Here is an 18,739-nt window from a genome sequence, read left to right on the forward strand (position 1 = left end):
TAGTAATACTTTTGCTAATCCCGTTAGCTTAAGCCTACCCTGCTCCCAATTGCGTAAAGTTCCCGTTTTAACGTCTATATTTAAAAGGTATAAAAAATTGATGTTCTTATAACTAAGCTCAAAGGGATTACAAAAACAAAAGGAGTTTTTATGCCTACTATTAAAACCGCTGATGGTACAAATATTTATTATTATGATTGGGGGATGGGTAGACCAATTATTTTAATACATGGTTGGCCACTTACATCTGCTAGCTGGGAATACCAAGCTCGTTTCTTGGCTGAACACGGATATCGTGTTATTGCTTACGATCGACGTGGTTTTGGACGCAGTGATTGGCCTTTTAATGGCTTTGACTACAATACACTTGCTGATGATCTTCATCTACTTATTGAAACTTTAAATCTAAACAATATAACTTTAGTAGGTTTTTCAATGGGTGGCGGTGAAGTGGCGCGCTATTTGGCGAAATTTGGGCAGCAAAAAATTAGTAAGGCCGTATTTATTGCAGCCGTCGTCCCTTACTTACTCAAGACTGATAATAATCCGCAAGGTATAGATAAAACTGTTTTTGATGACATCATAGAAAAATTAAACGCCGATCGCCCTGCTTTCTTAGAAGAACTAAGTAAAAAATTTTACAGCTACTCGCTCACTAATCATTCCACCTCAACCGCGTTCCTAGAATTCTTCCAACTTATGGCATTAACTGCTTCCCCTAAAGCAACGATTGATTTAGTAAGGGCCTGGAGTGAGACAGATTTTCGTGATGATTTAACACGTATTACTATTCCTACCCTCTTCATACATGGAACAAATGACATTGTCGTTCCTATTGAAAAATCAGCCAGAATAGCAACCAGCCTTATGCCACAATCTATATTAATAGAATACGAAGGCGAGTCGCACGGAGTTATTAATACAGCAGGCTTACGGATTAGTGGAGATTTATTAAATTTTATTAACTAATAAATTTATTACCGTTGCAAAATTTTTCTAGCTGCCTGTATTTTTCCAAGTAAGCTAATTTAATTTTTGCAACGTGTTCCTGATTTAAAGTTATTGGAGAAATCTAGAAATAATAGTAGCACTACTAAGTACAATTTATCCGCTAATGAGGCTTCGTTATTAATTAACAGCGGGTTTAAATTAATTGCTGCAATTTTGAATATGAAATTAACTTACTGGTAATTTGCAAACACTTTATTCTTGACTATTATTTAAGCATCTTAAGGCAGTCATCATTTAGGTGGTATAAATTTATGTTCTTTTAGTAAAAATTTACATTTTCTAACTAGAAAATAAGCCTTAATATTATCTAAGTAGATAGGTTCTCCCTCTTTAACTTCAGTTATATTAGTTTGCTTAATTTCTGAGCCATCGATGATAACGACCATGCCTGAACCTACACATTCTACTTCATTACCCTGTCGGATTAGTACAGCGCTGTCTTCACCTAACCCTATCCCTAATTTCTCTGGATTTAACAAGATAGCATGGGCTAGACGGCTAAATCGCCCTCTTTTGATAAAGTGAGTATCGACAATACATTCAGGCAGTAAGCTAAACCCAGATGAAATGGCTAAATTTTGATGAAGCAAAGCCTCTGTCTGTCCACCTGAGGCTATCATCACTGAAGGTATAACCATAGCGCCAGCACTCGTCCCGGCTACAATGAAATTTTTAGTATGGAAATATTTTTCTTTAATCGCTTTAATGAAGCTTGTGCCACCTAAGAGGGTGGCATGATAAAATTGATCACCACCTGTAAAAAAAATGACCCCAGCGCTTTTTATTTTTTGTAAGTATTTTTCATTTTCTGCATTTTCGCGCTTTTCAATAAACATGAAGTCAATGGTCTTAAAGCCCATTTTCTTAAAAGCGTTTGTATAGTTTTTTCTAGTTTCTTTATGTAAATCTTTGCCAGCAGTAATGAATACAATGTGTTTAGAGGGAGTTGCTTTTAATATTTCTTTAAATATTTCGTACGGATTAAAATTAGATTCATCTTGTTCAATATCAGGTGCCTCATCGGCTCTCTGCTCAGCACCGCCAATTAATAATATTATTCCTTTAGGTTTCATGGTATTCCTTTCATAAAATGCTAAAATAAGTAGGTAAGCGCTTTCTAAGTGTAAGCGTTAAAAGCTATTTAACTTTAAATTAATTATAGTAGTTTTATAGCCCTTTCATTCCCTAGATCCACTGATAATTCCTTCGTAGGTAACAATTTTAGCAGCAGGCAATAGAATTAATTTTTAACTGACTTTGCTTATGAAAATTCAAACTGTAAGTAAAATAATTGATTTTATTAAAATTTTGATGTTTACTTGTTAGTCTAATAGACTTTCTATTAAACTTTTAGTGCTTAACCTTACAGGAAATATTTTCTTTTTCTCCTACCTTTATGACCTCTGAAGATAAAGAAGACTTTAGTATATTTAGCCTTCTGGATAATTCATTTTGGCTGAGATTCAAATCCTTCATTAGCTTTGCATAAACAATAGCTAAAGAATAAGATGATAAACTTTTCCTTTTATTTTCAATTGCTTGTATTATTAAACATCCAGCGTCATCCTCATTGGTAATGATAGCCTGTAATTTAATACCAGCTAATTTACAAGCTCGCCATCGTCTTTCACCAGCAATAGTTTCATATTTAAAATCTAACGATTCAATCTTCCTTATTATGGCAGGCTGTAATTGGCCATTAAGTCTAATTTATATTTATTAATATACATAGAATACACATATTTTATTTCTAGCATATAAGCTAGCAATATGCTATCTAAATGATATTATATTGAAATCATTTTGATAGCATAAGGCAAAGTTTTATATTGCCAATATAATTTGATAACACTTGCTTTCAAAATACATGCAATATGCTAGCACTTATCTAACATATCAAAATTTGCATGATACCTACAAGCTTGGTCATCTGATATTATTTAGCTATCAAAATGCTTTCATAATACTTGTAAAATGATAGCATTTTGATAGCGATCAATAAATTTTTCTCCTATTCATAAAATTTTATGAACATATATTATTAGCCTTCAAAAGGCTTTCAAAATAATTGCAAAATGCTATCAATATGATAGCATTTTTATGAGTATAATTTAGGAAAAAACAATATGATTATTTTAATTGGTGGTGAGAAAGGTGGAACAGGAAAAACAACCTTAGCTACAAATCTAGCTGCAACAAGAGCTATAGATGGATTTGACCCACTTCTGGTGGATACAGACCCTCAGAAAACGGCTAGCTTTTGGTCTTTAACTCGCGATGAGAATAGTTATACTCCGCGTGTAACAACCATACAGAAATTCGATAATGTTAAGCAAGAAATATTAGCTTTAAAAAGTAAATTTGATGATATTATCATTGATGCTGGCGGCCGTGATTCATTAGAATTAAGAACCTCCCTTCTTGTAGCAGACAAAGCCTTTTTCCCTTTAAGGGCGTCTCAATTTGATCTTTGGACTTTAGCCAAAATTAATAGTCATATAAAAGATGCTCGTTCAATAAATGAAAATTTAAAAGCTTTTGTACTGATCAATCAAGCTTCCCCTAATCCAGGTGTTAAAGAAGGAGAGCAAGCTTCTATGTATTTAGAAGAATTTGATGAGCTTACTTCAATCAATACTATTATTAGCGAAAGAATAGCTTATAGAAAAGCGGCTATTTTGGGTTGCTGTGTCCAAGAAATATCTCCAGAGGATAAAAAAGCTTCAGCAGAAATTTTATCTCTATATGAGGAAGTATTCCATGTCTGACAAACCATCATTTAAAAAACCACCTCTAACGCCTGAAGAAAAGAAAAAGAAAGAAGCTGAATTCTTACGTTTTGACAAAACAGGAGGGGAAAATTTTTCTCAGCCCCGCAAAAAAGAAAAGGAACCTACAAAGAGTATTTTTATTCGGGCCCCCGAAAGTTTCTGGCATGATATACAGGAAATAGTTAGCTTAACAGGTATATCTATGAATGCTGTTTGTTTAGAGTTATTAAGACCAGCGATAAAGAGAAAATTAAAAGAAATTCGAGATGATAGTTAATTTTTCAAAACAGCATATTGCTAGCGTATTGCTAGCAATATGTAGCTCGATATCTAGCAATATGCTTTCTAATTGCTATCAATTTGATAGCAATTAGCTATCAAATTGCCTTTAAATTGAAGAAAAAAATTATTGACATATAAAGATTTGCTGCCAGAATTACCAAAACAACAACCTATTAAATATTAGTTTTTTTATTTGTTTTTCTGAAAGAGGAAAGGAGTAATGACAAATTAATAGTGAATATAAAAGAGCAGTTATGAAGAGTTGGCGCTCTTCATAACTTTAGATATTAGCTAGGAACGTCTGCTAATTCATACTTAAAGTTAAGTAAGGTTACCTTGCTTAACTTTACCCAATCTATATTTTAGCTACGTTCCCAAAAAAAAACAACAAAGATAAGGAAATTATCTATGGGGAACGTTTGTGCAATTTTCCATGAAAGGTTCGATTTGCTGCGGGCTTTAACCAGCTGTCCTAAAAAAGCTTATTTGCTCGACCAATTTATTTTCTGGTGGCAAAACTCCAAATTTAGGTTAAAGGACTCGGATGCTATTTGGTTTATGCGGCCTTATGAAGACATAGCCTTAGCAGTAGGGATTGGCTTAAGCACGTTAAAAAAATACATCAAAGAGTTTGTTGATTTAGGGCTCATTGAACGACGCAGCACCTTTTGTGCTAAAAATAAAAATAACAACCCTAACGAGTTTGAGGTTAAGAAAAGAACCTACATTCGCATTACCGATAAACTGCTTGGGCTAATCAAACAAAATTCAAACGTCAAAGGATTAACAAGTCAGCCTGCACAAGAGGGCAATCAGTTAGCACCAAGCTCACAATTAAAACAAATCGAGACGATCGAAAAGTCAAAATCGATACCTTCCATATATAAAGATAGAAATTATAATACTTTTACTAATACTATTAGTGAAGCAAATAATGTTAATTTTGGTAAAGAAAGCCATATTAAAAGCCCTAATCAAGTTTTTACAAACGATTTTAAATGTGAAAAAGAATTAGAAGCCATCATTACTAGAGAGGCTACAAATCAAATTAAAGGCATGCTGTTTAATATTCAACACCAACACCACCTTTTAATCTCAGATCCCGAGCAGCTCTTTGCAGAAATCGTTTTTGCCGTAACTGATTCTCATCAATTTAAGCATTGTGAAAGTTTTAAGCATAAGCTAAATGCCATCTCGCTTACTCTGCGCAGTAAGCGATGGTCCACGCCGAAAGGGTTTTACAACCATTCTTGCCTCGGGCAACTTTTTAAAGAGAAAAAAGAGGTAAAAACACGTAAGAGGCAAGAAGAAAAACTAGAACGTGAACTGCTAGGGATTACCAATCCGCAAAAGATAGCTGAAATTAAAGCACGCCTTGCATGTAGCGAGGAACATGAAATGCGATTTAATGTGCCAGAACAGGCCATAACAGGGTGCTCAACGCCTATAGCCAATGAATTAGTCGATAAATTAAGACAAATAAATCATGAGATTCATTCCGAAGGCTGTTATCTGCAGATGATGGAAAAAGATTATCATGCCGGGTTGCCGCATGCCAGTAAAGCGCTGATAGATAATAGCGCAATTAAACTGGCTCGTCTTTATGAGGAGCAGGCGGAGATTGAAAAGAAATTAGCGACCCCTACTCAAGACATAAATTTATGTGCTTAGCGCGACCCCAAGGTTATGCACAATTTCTGTGGATAAGGTTGTGTAATATTTTTAAAGGAGCAGGCAGGCGCTTTATTAGTGAAAGGCCAATGCCTTATGTTAGATAATAGCTAAGTTGGTACACAAAGCAGACATGTATTTTAGCACATTAACTACTTGAATAAATCTTTTATTTTATTATGGATGAGACTGAAAAGATTTGGATTATATAAGTCTTAAGGCTCTCAACGCGCTTATCATAATTTAGTCTAAAGAAAAATATTAAGATAGAATAATACTCTATTGAATCCATGCAAACCATTAGTAAAAAACTTATGTCTATTGATAAAATAATTTGTGTGGGAAAAAATTATCTCGATCATGCCAAAGAGCTTGGTGATGAAGTACCAAAGAAGCCGGTACTTTTTTTAAAACCAGCGAGTGTTCTTAGACAAATTTCTTGTTGGGGTGAGCAACTCCAAGCTACCTTTCCTGCAGATCCTGAAGTACAACCTGAATGCGAAATTGTGTTACGTATAGCTCATGATGGTTATAAAATGACAATTGAAGATACAAGAGAAGCTATTGCAGATATAACGCTTGGCCTTGATATGACTTTAAGAACACGTCAAACAAATTTAAAAAGAAAAGGGTATCCATGGACCACGTCAAAAGTGTTTAAAGATGCTGCTATCCTTGGTCCGTGGATTGCCTATGAACACTTCAGTGACTATATGGAAGCAGAGTTTCAATTACACCTTGATGGAATTCTCCGGCAGCAAGCAAAAGGCATAGATATGATGATGTATCCTGAGGATTTACTGGTTTATATTAGCAATTTTTTTCCTTTAAAAGCGGGTGATATCATTTATACGGGCACCCCTGCAGGTGTGACTTCAATATCAGAAAACACTATTGCAAAATTATGTTGGAATAATTATTTTTATACCGTAAAGTGGAGGTAAAATAATTCTGCTTATTAAATACCTACCATTAAGGTATTTGGCGTGGACTTAAGTAATTATAATCAGTTGTTTATGTAAAAATAAAAATTCTTATTTGATTGAATTTTCAATTCGTTTATCTGGAATAAACCAAATTAATGCGACAATGACATAAATTAATTGAGCGACCCAAGTAAAAAAATAGGCAATAAGGATTGCCAAAGCATATAAAAAAATGGAAAGCTTTCCTTTAATATCACTGCCAATTGCTTGTGTCACAAGTGATTGTTTTCCTTCATGCTTAATAAGAGCTTGTACAAGGATAAAATAAGAAATGGCAGCAAGAAAAAGCACTACGCCATAAAGAGCAGTTGGTGTAGCTGTGAAATGATTTTCTCCCATCCATCCCGTAGTAAAAGGAAATAGTGAAAGCCAAAATAATAAATTTAAATTAGCCCAAAGGAACTTTCCAGAAATACCCTTAGCAGCATTAAATAAATGATGGTGATTATTCCAATAAATACCAATATAAATAAAACTTAACAGGTAACTTAAGATAATTGGGATAAGTGGCATGAACTTCTGATGTGATCATCATGGGGAATTTTAATCTCTAACACCATAATGGTAATTATGATTGCTAACACCCCATCACTAAGTGCTTCTAACCCAGTTGCCTTCATCCCTATTTTCCTTTGCATAACAATAATATAATTAGAGTATGATAAGCAGCCAGTGAAAAGCTACTTTAAGCTAATTCCAAATAAAAATATATTTTTAATATTATTACTTTTTGGATATAACTTTTCACCTGAATCCTGAAATGGCTATATGCAATTTTAGATACCAGATATTCGCTAATGTGTTAAGCCTATACTAGTATTAAATAAAGGCTCAAAATCATATAATGAAAGCTTTTATCAATGAATAATTTGGTTTATACAATTAAATTGTAACTAAGATTCATTCACTACTTCATATTATTTACAACGCGCACATGTTTTCTTTCTTTTACCCAGGAACTGCAAAAGAATAGGTAAATACTAGTTAAAATTAATTGTAGTTTTTAAAAAATTAAATAATAATGGATTAATTTTGAATAGAATGATCTAAAAATGACTGACACTATTCCACAAAAAATGGTTAAATGGTTATTTCATGATGCTGACTCACTTTCGCTTGGGTTTAGGGGCTGGTTAAAACTATTAAGGGCAACTCTCGTTAAGGCGGATGCTACCTTTACGCTGCAATTTTTTAATGCACTAAAAGAGAAAATTGCAGCGGTCTACCAAGATGAAACGTTAACTCCTGAAAAAAAAGAAATTATTTGCTACAATGCATTGTCTTATTTAGCTTTTGCGCACCCAAAAGAAGGCAGCCAAATCAATATGAATGGGGCAACTTACACTATTCATAAAATCAAATTAACTTCAGGATGGTTTAGTTCACCTTATTATGCGTATGGCTTACAAAGCAAAACGTCCTCAATACTTATTTTTCAAGGCACCACAGTTCCTAGCGACCGAGGTTTTATCGCTGGAATTCTAGGTGATACCATGCCTGGAGGCGCCGTTGGTACCTTTCTTTATCGACGCGGTAAACATAAAATTCAATCCTGGATTAATAGCGAGTATCAGAGAACTGGCCGCCCAGTAATGTGTACAGGCCAAAGCTTAGGTGGTGCGATGAGTATGCATTGTCATATTCACCAGCCAACAAAAGTAGATTTTTATGTGCTGAATCCACCCACTTTAACTTCACGCGAAGAAAAAATTTATAAACAGCATAAGAACATTTTTATTGACAATTCTACACGAACGTTAAAAGTAATTACGCATCGTAGCGATCCTGTTTTTCGCATGGGTAGCCACTATTTACCGCCAGGCACAAAAATTTTTGAACATGGCATGAAGAATGAGAATAGTCTTATAGCTCATGCAAAAGCGCCTAATTTTAAAAACTTTACCTCAGAAACGCCGGATACATTTGCTGATTATGAACGTAAAAAGTTAAAAACTTGGGCTTGGAAAATACAAAAAGCTTGCCTCTTTGTAGGGGCCTTATTATGTCAAACGATTTGGTTAATGCCACGATTTATTATGCATGCAGGCCATTATATTAGGCAATTCCCTCAAACAACGAAACCTGTGGTTAAAGGTTTAAATGATTCCACCACTCAACAACCTTCCGAGCCTGAAATTAATTTTAAAGAATCATATACCGCGTCTAAATACATTGAAAGCTCGCAATTAATTTTAAAAACTATAGGGCATAACGCGACTTGGTTTAATAAACATAACCCGGATATCATCGTATTAGGGGTTTTGGGTAGGTTAGAGAACCCTGTTCTTATTCCTTATAGAAGTAATGAAATCTTGCACGTTTTAGTCAAAAAAAATAGCGTTGTTGGGTATTTAAATAATAACATTTATTCTCAAAGCATAAAGATGGCAATTTTAAATTCAAATCCCACCAATCATGATAAAAATTTAGCCATTTAAATGAAACTAATTTTCCTTCATTTGATATTTAACTGCAATTTATTAACAAGCACAACCTTGTTGGCTAAGACGGATGAAAGCATGGCGCTTAAGTCTACTATTTTGGAGATTCTATAATTTCATTAAGCCTATTTAGGCCTTAGCCCAATAGATATTAAGTTAAGAAGCTAAATAACGATATAAAGTGGGCTTAGAAATATTAAGCACCTTGCAAATATCGGCAATTGATAAAGCTTTATCTTGGTGCATGCGTTTAGCTGCTTGAATTTTGGAGGCATCTACCTTTGGACGACCGCCTTTTCTGCCACGTGCACGCGCTGCTTGCAAGCCTGCATGAGTTCGTTCTTGAATAAGTCGCCTCTCAAACTGGGCCATGGATGAAAAAATATTAAAAACCAATTCACCGGAAGCAGTAGTGGTATTGATCGCGCCATCACAAAGCGATTTAAATCCCACACCTTTTTCTCGTAACGTTTCAATGAGCGAAACCAAATGCACCATAGAACGACCTAAGCGGTCAAGACGCCAAACGACTAATACATCGCCTGCTGATAAATTCTCTAAACATTGAGTTAAACCTGGACGCTCAGTTTTTGAGCCTGAAACTTTATCTTTATAGATATAATTTTTCTGACAGCCTGCTTGTATAAGCGCATCAATCTGCAAGTTTAAATTTTGTTCAATAGTGCTAACACGAGCATAACCAATCAATCTAGACATCAATTTTCTCAATTATTATTATTTTTAATAAGTTTTTAATAGTTTGATTATGATATAAGTATTTAATAAAAATAGCAATTTAATAAGGTAGATTAGAAAAGGAAATTTTGTATCATTGGATGGCAGAAATTTACAGTCTCAAGAAAGGGTCGTTTAGTAAGACTCTTATAAATTAATATTTATAGCTTATATTGATGATACGTTATATCCTCTTCAGCCCCGGGTTGTGCCATGCATAAAATACTATTTTGTATGTCTTTTGCTAAGCCTAATGAGGTTGAAGTTGGATGGTTGCATAAAGCAAAAAAAGTTATAGCGGTGCTACGAGGGCTTTTAGCTCGTTTTTCGAGTAGTTTTGAGGGAGTTGGGTTATAAAAAAACGATAACATATAATTGGTCAATTTTTTTGTTATTGATTCTCCTTTAGTTTCTCCTCTAAGAATGTTTGCAAGTGAGTGCACACTCATAAAGGCGAATAGCTTGAAGATAATTAACAGGCCCACTGTGACCCATCTCATGCATGTAGGCACGGTTAAACATGGCATACGGATTACCACACTCAATGGCTTGCTCATAGAGGCGAATGACTTCGGGATAGCTGACAGGTTCACCGTGACCCGTCTCATGCAAATAGGCACGGCCATACATGGCATAATCATTATTCAAAGCAATCGCTTTATCTAAGCAGGTAAGGGCCTGCTGATGGTTTTGTTCACAGCCTATTCCAAATGAATATAAGAAGCCTACTAAACACAACGCATGCGAGTCATTGGAATCAGCCTGTGCATTACAGTACGTATGAAGGTCTTGAACAAATATGTGTAAGGCAGATTCGTTTTTTATAGCTTGTATAAGGGCGTTTGAGCTAAAAATGTCTATAAGGTTGGTGTAATTAGCGTAGTTACCAGCTAATATTTCACTGCTAACTCGATTAATTGTTTGAGCTTTCTGGTAGGCATGTTTATCTGAAAATGAGGCGCGAGGCATGTCTTTAAAAAGCATTATCAATGACTCTGTTGCAAAAATGGATATTAGTTTATAAGTTAAACGGTGGTGTTGCAAAAATAAGATGTCAGACCATGGTAAGCATAAACGTCTTATCGATCTAACACGGGGCTTTCAATCTATGAAAACTGCTTATGCTACGATTAAAGGGTTTGAAGTCATGCGGATGTTTCGAAAAGGACAATTCAATAAGTGGATGTATGGCAATCAGAATGAGGTTTTATTTATTAACCAATTGTTTCATGTCTATAGCTGAACTACGCTCTAAACCCATATTGTTGCCATCACTACATTTTTTGCAACGCCACCAAATAAATTTACCGCGAAATTTAACTCAAGATGAAAACTAGAAAATTTCTCTAAATGTACTGGGACCATGATGTGTAAAGTGAGTTGGTAATATACGAGTAAAATTTAATAACAAAACCGATCTGAGACTGAATAACCACCATCAACAGTAATAATAGCTCCCGTAATAAAATCAGCTCCACTTGATGATAAAAACACAGCTAGCGGCCCTATATCCTTAGGTTGACCCCATTTGCCAAGAGGTGTTTTTCTCCTTATGTCTTCACCTCGACTCGTTTGAGGGATATCGTCATTAATTGCAGTTTCAAACCAACCTGGTAAAATCGCATTAACTTGAATATTCCAAACTCCAAGCTGTGCAGCTAATGAACGAGTTAATCCTAAAATAGCTGTTTTAGTCGTTGCGTAACCAATAGAATTGGGGTGTCCATATAATGAATACATTGATCCTACGTTAATAATTTTACCATGGTTTTGGCTCTTCATTAGAGGTAAAGCCTTCTGTGAACAAAGAAATACAGATGTAAGGTTGTTACTAATATGTTTATCCCACTGCTGGCGGGTAAGGTCTATAAGATGCTGATCTTCGTAAATACCTGCGTTATTAATTAAGATGTCTAACTTACCAAAGTGCTTGGTTATATAATTAAAACCTTCCTCAATACTATCCTCAGAATTTAAATCCATTGTTAAAGGCAATAACCCGTATTTTTCAGCTTGTTTTAATTTTTGCTTATTTCGTCCACAAACAATTACGGTGGCGCCCGCCTGTTGTATTGCCAAAGCCATAGCAAGTCCCAGGCCACCATTGCCGCCTGTCACTATAGCAACATTGTTATTTAGGGAGTTGTTTAAATTCATAATAATTATGTATCTTTTTAATTGCCATCAAACAGTTTTCTAGATCACTTTGTTCTAATGTTGGCGATAGCGGAATATCTAGATAAGCACTAATATGCTTGTGACTTTGTTGATAGAGATTAATTATTTCATGCTTAGATTTATTCTCAAATAAGTATTCCCAATCCCAAAATCGTCTTACGTTAATTTTATTAGGGTCGCCCAGTGCTTTAGCATCAATTCCCTCAGCAGCCAATGCTTCTGCAAACCAACAACAATCTTCTACTGAACCATTTAGTTCTAACAGTAAATTATCGCCCATAGGAGAGACAGTATGGCTCCATGTACTTCTAGGCCGCAAATAAGATAAATTTTTGATTCCCTGAATAATGTAAGAATAATTTTTTGATAATAAAGAAAGTCGATTCTTTAATTTTTTTAATTGTGATAAACCAATGGCACCACGAACTTCATCAAGGCGAAAATTAAATACCGGTATAGATAAAAAATTAATCCCACAATCTTCTTCAGGAAAATGTTTTTCAAATAAACGTTCATAAGCACCGGATAAAATAACGCATTTAAGATAGATATTTTTATCATTTGTTAAAATGAAGCCACCTTCACCTGTATTTAGAGACTTGTCTGACTGTGTACTGAAAGCACCTGCGAGACCATAAGTCCCTAAAAATTTATCATCTAGTTTATAACCCAGGCAGGGTACTGCATCTTCGATAATAGGTATATTATGCTGTTGGGCAATTTCTATAATTTGTGGTAAAGGCGCTGGAAATCCTCTCATATGAACAATAACTAACGCACTAAGCATCGAAATTTTTTTCTCTAGATCGGCTAAATCTAAGTTAAGATTTTTATCAACTTCAATAAGCAGTGGTTTTAAGCCAGCTTGAATAATCGCGCTAGGTGTAGCAGTAAATGAATAAGCTGGGCATCCAACTACAGAATTAGGTTTTAATCCTAAAGCCATAAGGGGTAACGATAATGCAGCGGTACCTGAACTTACTGCTAAAGCATATTTCGATTCAAAAAAAGCCTTCAATTCGTTTTCAAATCGCCCGACCATAGTTTCATGTAATTGACGATTATCGTACCGGAATAGTCTTCTGCTCCTAATAACTTCTTCCACAGCACTAAGATCCTGATCATCAATAATCACATTACCTTTATCATAGGTTGGCCAAGGTTTATTACTGATAGGTTTACCACCATATAGTGCCAATTCATCTATAAAAAAATTACTTGCTCTCATACAACTTAACTCCAATTTAAGCTAACAGTTTTATTTAACCCACTTAGCTTTGTCTCTCTTATCAAGCCATAAGCGGAAGCGGGTTAATGCTCTATTACCGAAAAATGCTCTAACTGCTGAAAGCACAATTAATGCTTTAAAAAAATGAATCTTAGAGCCTTTTCTTAACCAAAAGTCACATATTTTTCCTTTTGTAGCGACAAATAATCGGTCATATAAAATTAATTTAGGAAATGCGAGGCAGAAGTAATTATTAATATTTTTACCATGAGTACCAAAAATAAATGCTCCTTGGGGTAAACGAAGGATGTCTAAGGACAAAACTAAAAAGAAATAAATTACCCAAGCACTTTTCCGTCGTTTTTCTTCAATGAATAAGCAAGTAATTTCATGGGGTGGCATGTGTTCAAAACCACATTGTTGCCTAACTTCTTTTAACTTTGAAGGCAATAAGGGAAGAAACGTTCGATAATTAGGACCTGAGCAAATACAGTATCCAGCAATTATATTTTCTTCAGAGTCTGCAAAAAAAATACGTACTTTGGAACTTTCAAAATAGTCTAAATCAACTTGATTATGGGATAAGGCGACATACTTGTCTCTAAAAACTGAAAGCGATGATTTATTTTTGATTAACTTAGTTTTAATCATATAACAGTATGTCTGAAATAAAACATAGTTTCAGTATAGACTAGTAAATTATTTATTATAAACAATTTGATAAATTTTTTATCAAATTTATTGGGTTTTGTTTATTGTAAAATAATCTTTATCACTTAAGGCGATGACTTTAGTTGAATTAGAGGTAGTAGTGGATAGGCCTCAAGCCTTTATTGTGGTTCGACTTAATGAAGCCTCCCCGGATGGCGTATCAAGACGTGTAACTTATGGGGTATTAAATTTGGCTCATCGTAATAGTCATGAAACACTAACACCTATTATACCTGGGGAAAAAATGCACATTACGATGAAGCTTAATGGTATTGCTCATTCCTTTGCACCAGGAAATCACTTACGTCTTGCTATTTCGACTACGTATTGGCCTTTATTATGGCCTGCGCCTGAAAAAGTAAATCTTAAGATATTTGTGAAAAATTCTAAGCTTACTCTACCCACTCGTGCACCGTGCGCAGAAGATAACTCACTATTTGTTTTTCCAGAGCCTGAAAGCGCTCCTCCCTTAAGCTTAATTTATCTGCGAAACCCCTTGTGAGCTTAGCTTTGAAATCATTATTTGTATAATAATCCATTTTATTATAAACTAAACTAACTAAACTTAGTTTATTCGGGTGACATTATGCATCAAGTCAATATTCATGAGGCCAAAACCAATTTATCTAAACTAATTGAGGAAGCAGTTCAGGGTGAACCTTTTATTATTGCAAAAGCAGGTAAGCCGCTTGTAAAAGTCACAGCGGTCACAACACCTGATCTTAAACAAAAGCGTCGAGTAGGATTTATGGTAGGGCAACTCACTATACCAAAGAATTTTGATAGACTAGGGGATACAGAAATAAAAAATCTTTTCGATGGTAATTTATGAAAGTGCTACTTGATACTCATTTGATTCTATGGGCAGCTGGTTTTCCCAATGAGTTACCAATTAAAGCACGGGATATTATTGAAGACGAATCAAATGAGCTTTTTTTTAGTGCGGCAAGCATTTGGGAAATTGCAATTAAAAGCAGTCTACAGAAGGATAATTTTGCAGTGGACGTGCGAGTTCTTCGGCGAAATCTCTTAGATAACACTTATATTGAGTTACCCATTGAAAGTGTACATGCTGTATTTATTCAAAATTTACCTCCTATTCATAAAGATCCATTTGACAAAATACTTATCGCTCAAGCTACACAAGAAGGAATTACTTTATTAACCTCCGATAGTATCGTAGCACAATATCCAGGTCCGATTTTATATGTATAGGATTTGATTTTTGTAACAGGCCTCTAATTAGACTCTTAAAGTCTTACTAAACAAAGCTGCGCCTGAATAAACAATTTAAATTGGCACATATTGTTCACCTAATTGATAGGTATTTGTAATCACATCTTGTAAATGTTCGCGTAATGCGTGATCTTTAAAGGTATTATCTAGTAAGTGAGTTTCTTTCTTTTTAAACCACGATGCATCATTTCGGCCTGCTTTAAAATTCATCCTTAAAAGCTTAATAGGCTTAGCAAATACTCTAAAGCGTAATACCATCAAATTAGAACAATCTCTCATAATTGTAATGAATAGCAATTGAGCTGACATTTATATACTTAGCTAGTATGATTTAATAATGAAAAACCTATGGCGTAATGACTGTTAGTAAACCGCTAGCTGGTGTTTGATTAACAGTTTAAATTAGAAAGGAATTTAAATGAAGAAAGGGATATTATACAGTTGTTTACTATTGTGTGTAAGCGCTTCCTACAGCTGTACTACTGCATTTTGGAATAATAATTCAGAAGCTAAAGTTGTTGCTCGGTCGGTGGATTTATTTAAGCCCGATCTGCCCAAAATTATTGTTTATCCTCGAGGAACAGCTCGCCATGGTGATGCTGGTGATAATTCATTAGAATGGAAATCCAAATATGGCAATGTTGTAGTAAGTGAATTTAACTCAACAGCAGCGTCTGATGGCATTAATGAACATGGCTTAGTTGCCCATCTTTTATACCTAACGGGTTCCACTTATGAAGAGCGAGATAAAACACGCCCTGCCATTTCAAATACTTTATGGGCACAATATATACTTGATAATTATAAAACAGTTAATGAAGTTATAGCCGCTACGGATAAGTTTCAAATTATAGCAACGGTTGTTTCTAATCAAAAATGGCCCCTACATCTTAATATTCAAGATTCTTCAGGGGATGCTGCGGTGATTGAGTTTATTAATGGTAAAAAAGTAATTTATCACGGGCCCCAATATACGACCATGACTAATGAACCTGCCTATAATATTCAGCTAGCTAATCTAAAGCGTTACAAATCATTTGGTGGGAAATTACCTTTACCCGGTGATAGTGATCCACTAAGCCGTTTTGTTAGGGTAGCAACCTATTTAAAAACGCTGCCGGCGCCTAATAATATACAAGAGACCGTAGCAGGCGTTTTGTCAGTTATGAGGACTGCGATGGTACCTTTTGGTGCAGTTGATACGTCAGGTAATAAAACTGAAGATGCTTGGCCTACTCGTTGGGTATCAGTTGCTGATATGACCAATAAAATTTATTATTTTAGCCCAACGACGACACCAAATATTATCTGGCTTGATTTAAACACATTAGATTTTGCTGAAGGAAAGCCTGTTTTATCTATTGATCCTAATCAAGACAGTTTGGTTGGTGATATTAAGAAACGCTTACAAAGCTAATAATAATTTACTGGAGAGCTATGAAAAGTGTGTAGTTACTATAGTAAAAAAGTTTATACATTATCATAAAGAGGGTCACAAAATTGTCTTGATATACCCTAAGCTCTTAATTGGAGACTTTATAATCGCCTGACATTTCTGTGTATTGAATTGCAATGATTTGCTGATTGTCGTTACAATAGGATCCCATTTTTTTTTGAGCGTCTTTCGGATAATAAAGCCAAAAATAAGCATGTACACTACAAGGTTTAGCAACTATTTTTTTCACGTATATAATAGTAAAGTTATTGGATGCTGAAATGACATAAAAATCTTTCTTTAAAAGCCCATAATCTAGAATGAATCCTTTTTGCTTAATACTTTTCTTTTCATACCCTTTCTCAATATTGTAGTTGCTTTCATCCTTTTAAGTATTCTCAACGTTCATACTTTTAACTTGCCATGCCGATTAATTATCTACTATATATTTTATATATCCAGTAATGATCAGTTATCTCCATGCCAATAACCCAATACGAGCGTTATCAAAATAATTTAGATCAAACTAAAGTACTTCGTGAAATTACTTCTTCCGAAGTAGTCATTGCTAGGGGAGTTTCAGCGCCATATGAAAATGCGCCAACACCAACTGTTAGAAAATTTTATTTTTGACCAGCAAAAAGAGGGTCATAACAGGATGAGATTGATTTGGGGAAATGGTGTTATTAGAGGGAATATCTCTCAAATCCATACTTATGATACTGAGCGAATGATTAGTCGGCTTAGTCATAAGTACCCTCACCTAGATATTAAGCATTTACCCGAGCAAATAACATTGTTTATTGATAAAAAAGGGAATCCAATCAATTTAACTAATACATCATTGCAAACAGCAAATATGGAAAAAATTTGCTCTATAAGATCAGATATAAATATCCAAGACAGGGTAGATATTCATTTTGATAGACAATATCAGAAGGAGTTTATACCCACTCAACTACAAGCTAATAGTGCTGATCTAATTGATCAAGTGAACGATGAATTAATGAAAGGTAGATTTCCATCAATTGATTTAATGCAGCGCGAAAATATGAAATTACATCTTAATAATAAGACTGCAAAAATACCTACAAGTGGTAGCGACGCACAACATTATTCTTCTTTGACAGCTAACCTCTCAACACATAGTAATCCTGCATTGCGGGAGATTAGCAAGCAATTAGATGATTATAAATTACAGTTTATGCAATACTCATGGGGTACTTCTAAGAACCCGGATAAAGCTGAGTTAATGAGTCGAAAATGGTGGGCTCTTTTATGCATGGCTAATGAGCTAAGGGAAGGGCTTGATAGTAAGCCAATGCGAAAACAGCTCTTTGAAAAAGATTTTCTTAAAGAATGGTTCCCAAGATCCATGGAAGGAAAATTTTCAAAAACTGCGGCCTCTTTAGTTGATAAAGTAAATAAGGAATTTATATTATCGAAGAGACTAACTAGATTTGAATCGACATTATCTGAAGTGAAAAAAGAGCTTGTGGCTGATAAACAAGAGTTTTCTTCAAATAAGAATACAGCCTTAAGTTCAGCAGAAATACCTATTGTTGACAAGATAAAATATAAAATCAATATAATAAAAATACCAGAAAATCAAAGAGATATAAATATTCAAGCTGTCTTTAGCGTGTTAACCAGTGAAAAGCTAGTCCGTAGCCAGGATGGTACTATTCCCCCTATTATTACAAAGATTCAAACAATTATGAGAGATATTGATCATACAGATGAAAAAAGTATAGTTGCAGCATTAACTGAGATTAAAGAAATAATTAGCCAGAATACTAATATTAATTGCTCGGAGTATGTTCGTGATATTATTAATGCATGTATTAAAGCAGGCAATAATACATTCCAAAAAATACGTGATAACTTGCATAAAAATCCGGCCATACATGAACATATTAAATCTTTTGAAAAAGTAGAAAATAATTTAAATATATAATGGCTTCGCTACAAAAATTAACCTTAAATTTATGCAGGTAAGTGGTATTACTTTCATGATTGGCGTGGTAAATATGGTATTAAATATCGGATTTGTA

The 18,739-nt window shown here is 34.5% G+C and carries 22 protein-coding genes and 1 pseudogene; 12 read left to right on the plus strand and 11 right to left on the minus strand.

The features are described from left to right. Positions 1 to 150 precede the first annotated feature (150 nt). Positions 151 to 969: an alpha/beta fold hydrolase gene (locus DYE47_RS14990; RefSeq protein WP_115304258.1), complete on the plus strand. Its 819-nt coding sequence runs from the start codon at positions 151 to 153 to the stop codon at positions 967 to 969. Between the two features lie 272 nt (positions 970 to 1,241). Here DYE47_RS14990 and DYE47_RS14995 read toward each other — a convergent pair whose 3' ends face one another. After that, complete coding sequence (locus DYE47_RS14995; RefSeq protein WP_115304259.1) at positions 1,242 to 2,084, minus strand: cyanophycinase; 843 nt, start codon at positions 2,082 to 2,084, stop codon at positions 1,242 to 1,244. 277 nt (positions 2,085 to 2,361) lie between these two features. Further along, entirely contained in the window at positions 2,362 to 2,721 is a 360-nt protein-coding gene (locus DYE47_RS16650) for a ParB/RepB/Spo0J family partition protein (protein WP_115304260.1), read from the minus strand. A gap of 416 nt (positions 2,722 to 3,137) precedes the next feature. Here DYE47_RS16650 and DYE47_RS15005 point away from each other — a divergent pair, with 416 nt between their 5' ends. The 4 genes from DYE47_RS15005 to DYE47_RS15020 all read left to right on the plus strand — a co-directional run bounded on the left by DYE47_RS15005 (position 3,138) and on the right by DYE47_RS15020 (position 6,679). Further along, positions 3,138 to 3,779, plus strand: a complete 642-nt coding sequence (locus tag DYE47_RS15005) for an AAA family ATPase (protein WP_115304261.1) — start codon at positions 3,138 to 3,140, stop codon at positions 3,777 to 3,779. Further along, positions 3,772 to 4,059, plus strand: a complete 288-nt coding sequence (locus DYE47_RS15010; protein ID WP_115304262.1) for a hypothetical protein — start codon at positions 3,772 to 3,774, stop codon at positions 4,057 to 4,059. Before DYE47_RS15005 ends, DYE47_RS15010 begins: the two co-directional genes overlap by 8 nt. Positions 4,060 to 4,472: 413 nt before the next feature. After that, on the plus strand, positions 4,473 to 5,735 hold the full coding sequence (locus DYE47_RS15015) for a hypothetical protein (RefSeq protein ID WP_115304200.1): 1,263 nt from the start codon (positions 4,473 to 4,475) through the stop codon (positions 5,733 to 5,735). A 314-nt stretch (positions 5,736 to 6,049) separates the two neighbouring features. Next, positions 6,050 to 6,679 (plus strand): fumarylacetoacetate hydrolase family protein, encoded by a 630-nt coding sequence (locus tag DYE47_RS15020; RefSeq protein WP_160149920.1) that lies wholly within the window; start codon positions 6,050 to 6,052, stop codon positions 6,677 to 6,679. Between the two features lie 90 nt (positions 6,680 to 6,769). On the opposite strand, the gene DYE47_RS15025 is transcribed toward DYE47_RS15020, so the two are convergent. Further along, positions 6,770 to 7,234, minus strand: coding sequence for a TMEM175 family protein (locus tag DYE47_RS15025; protein ID WP_278043880.1), 465 nt, complete (start codon positions 7,232 to 7,234; stop codon positions 6,770 to 6,772). Then, entirely contained in the window at positions 7,210 to 7,341 is a 132-nt protein-coding gene (locus DYE47_RS16520; protein WP_278043879.1) for a TMEM175 family protein, read from the minus strand. The genes DYE47_RS15025 and DYE47_RS16520 overlap by 25 nt, the downstream gene beginning before the upstream one ends. A 432-nt stretch (positions 7,342 to 7,773) precedes the next feature. Here DYE47_RS16520 and DYE47_RS15030 point away from each other — a divergent pair, with 432 nt between their 5' ends. Beyond that, positions 7,774 to 9,159, plus strand: coding sequence for a hypothetical protein (locus DYE47_RS15030; RefSeq protein WP_115304264.1), 1,386 nt, complete (start codon positions 7,774 to 7,776; stop codon positions 9,157 to 9,159). 159 nt (positions 9,160 to 9,318) lie between these two features. Here DYE47_RS15030 and DYE47_RS15035 read toward each other — a convergent pair whose 3' ends face one another. The 3 genes from DYE47_RS15035 to DYE47_RS15045 all read right to left on the minus strand — a co-directional run bounded on the left by DYE47_RS15035 (position 9,319) and on the right by DYE47_RS15045 (position 10,881). Next, positions 9,319 to 9,879, minus strand: coding sequence for a recombinase family protein (locus tag DYE47_RS15035; RefSeq protein ID WP_115304265.1), 561 nt, complete (start codon positions 9,877 to 9,879; stop codon positions 9,319 to 9,321). Positions 9,880 to 10,058: 179 nt separating this feature from the next. Further along, positions 10,059 to 10,268: a hypothetical protein gene (locus tag DYE47_RS15040; protein ID WP_115304266.1), complete on the minus strand. Its 210-nt coding sequence runs from the start codon at positions 10,266 to 10,268 to the stop codon at positions 10,059 to 10,061. A gap of 46 nt (positions 10,269 to 10,314) precedes the next feature. Beyond that, positions 10,315 to 10,881, minus strand: a complete 567-nt coding sequence (locus DYE47_RS15045) for a tetratricopeptide repeat protein (protein ID WP_115304267.1) — start codon at positions 10,879 to 10,881, stop codon at positions 10,315 to 10,317. A gap of 70 nt (positions 10,882 to 10,951) precedes the next feature. Here DYE47_RS15045 and DYE47_RS15050 point away from each other — a divergent pair. Beyond that, positions 10,952 to 11,140, plus strand: a pseudogene (locus DYE47_RS15050) (DDE-type integrase/transposase/recombinase); the annotation flags it as partial. Positions 11,141 to 11,298: 158 nt separating this feature from the next. On the opposite strand, the gene DYE47_RS15055 reads toward DYE47_RS15050, so the two are convergent. From DYE47_RS15055 to DYE47_RS15065, 3 genes are read right to left on the minus strand one after another with little or no spacing between them, the layout of a single operon-like run. Further along, entirely contained in the window at positions 11,299 to 12,054 is a 756-nt protein-coding gene (locus tag DYE47_RS15055; protein ID WP_115304268.1) for an SDR family NAD(P)-dependent oxidoreductase, read from the minus strand. After that, positions 12,029 to 13,303, minus strand: coding sequence for a DegT/DnrJ/EryC1/StrS family aminotransferase (locus tag DYE47_RS15060; RefSeq protein ID WP_115304269.1), 1,275 nt, complete (start codon positions 13,301 to 13,303; stop codon positions 12,029 to 12,031). Before DYE47_RS15060 ends, DYE47_RS15055 begins: the two co-directional genes overlap by 26 nt. Before the next feature lie 30 nt (positions 13,304 to 13,333). Further along, positions 13,334 to 13,954, minus strand: a complete 621-nt coding sequence (locus tag DYE47_RS15065; protein WP_115304270.1) for a hypothetical protein — start codon at positions 13,952 to 13,954, stop codon at positions 13,334 to 13,336. A 133-nt stretch (positions 13,955 to 14,087) separates the two neighbouring features. Here DYE47_RS15065 and DYE47_RS15070 point away from each other — a divergent pair, with 133 nt between their 5' ends. The 3 genes from DYE47_RS15070 (at position 14,088) to DYE47_RS15080 (ending at position 15,229) form a co-directional block, all read left to right on the plus strand. Then, a complete protein-coding gene (locus tag DYE47_RS15070; RefSeq protein WP_115304271.1) occupies positions 14,088 to 14,516 on the plus strand; it encodes a CocE/NonD family hydrolase C-terminal non-catalytic domain-containing protein in 429 nt (142 codons plus the stop codon). A gap of 84 nt (positions 14,517 to 14,600) precedes the next feature. After that, on the plus strand, positions 14,601 to 14,846 hold the full coding sequence (locus DYE47_RS15075; protein ID WP_115304272.1) for a type II toxin-antitoxin system Phd/YefM family antitoxin: 246 nt from the start codon (positions 14,601 to 14,603) through the stop codon (positions 14,844 to 14,846). Continuing rightward, positions 14,843 to 15,229: a type II toxin-antitoxin system VapC family toxin gene (locus tag DYE47_RS15080; protein WP_115304273.1), complete on the plus strand. Its 387-nt coding sequence runs from the start codon at positions 14,843 to 14,845 to the stop codon at positions 15,227 to 15,229. The genes DYE47_RS15075 and DYE47_RS15080 overlap by 4 nt, the downstream gene beginning before the upstream one ends. 75 nt (positions 15,230 to 15,304) lie before the next feature. Here the strand turns inward: DYE47_RS15080 and DYE47_RS15085 are convergent, their stop codons facing one another. Next, a complete protein-coding gene (locus DYE47_RS15085) occupies positions 15,305 to 15,559 on the minus strand; it encodes a hypothetical protein (RefSeq protein WP_115304274.1) in 255 nt (84 codons plus the stop codon). A 109-nt stretch (positions 15,560 to 15,668) separates the two neighbouring features. On the opposite strand from DYE47_RS15085, the gene DYE47_RS15090 reads away from it, so the two are divergent. Together DYE47_RS15090 and DYE47_RS15095 are read left to right on the plus strand one after the other, a co-directional pair. Then, the gene (locus DYE47_RS15090) at positions 15,669 to 16,667 is read left to right on the plus strand and encodes a linear amide C-N hydrolase (protein ID WP_115304275.1); all 999 of its coding nucleotides are present in this window, start codon (positions 15,669 to 15,671) and stop codon (positions 16,665 to 16,667) included. 607 nt (positions 16,668 to 17,274) lie between these two features. Then, a complete protein-coding gene (locus tag DYE47_RS15095) occupies positions 17,275 to 18,642 on the plus strand; it encodes a hypothetical protein (RefSeq protein WP_131750111.1) in 1,368 nt (455 codons plus the stop codon). Positions 18,643 to 18,739 lie beyond the last annotated feature (97 nt).

Origin of the sequence: Legionella beliardensis (genome assembly GCF_900452395.1) — a bacterium.
Classification (GTDB): domain Bacteria; phylum Pseudomonadota; class Gammaproteobacteria; order Legionellales; family Legionellaceae; genus Legionella_C; species Legionella_C beliardensis.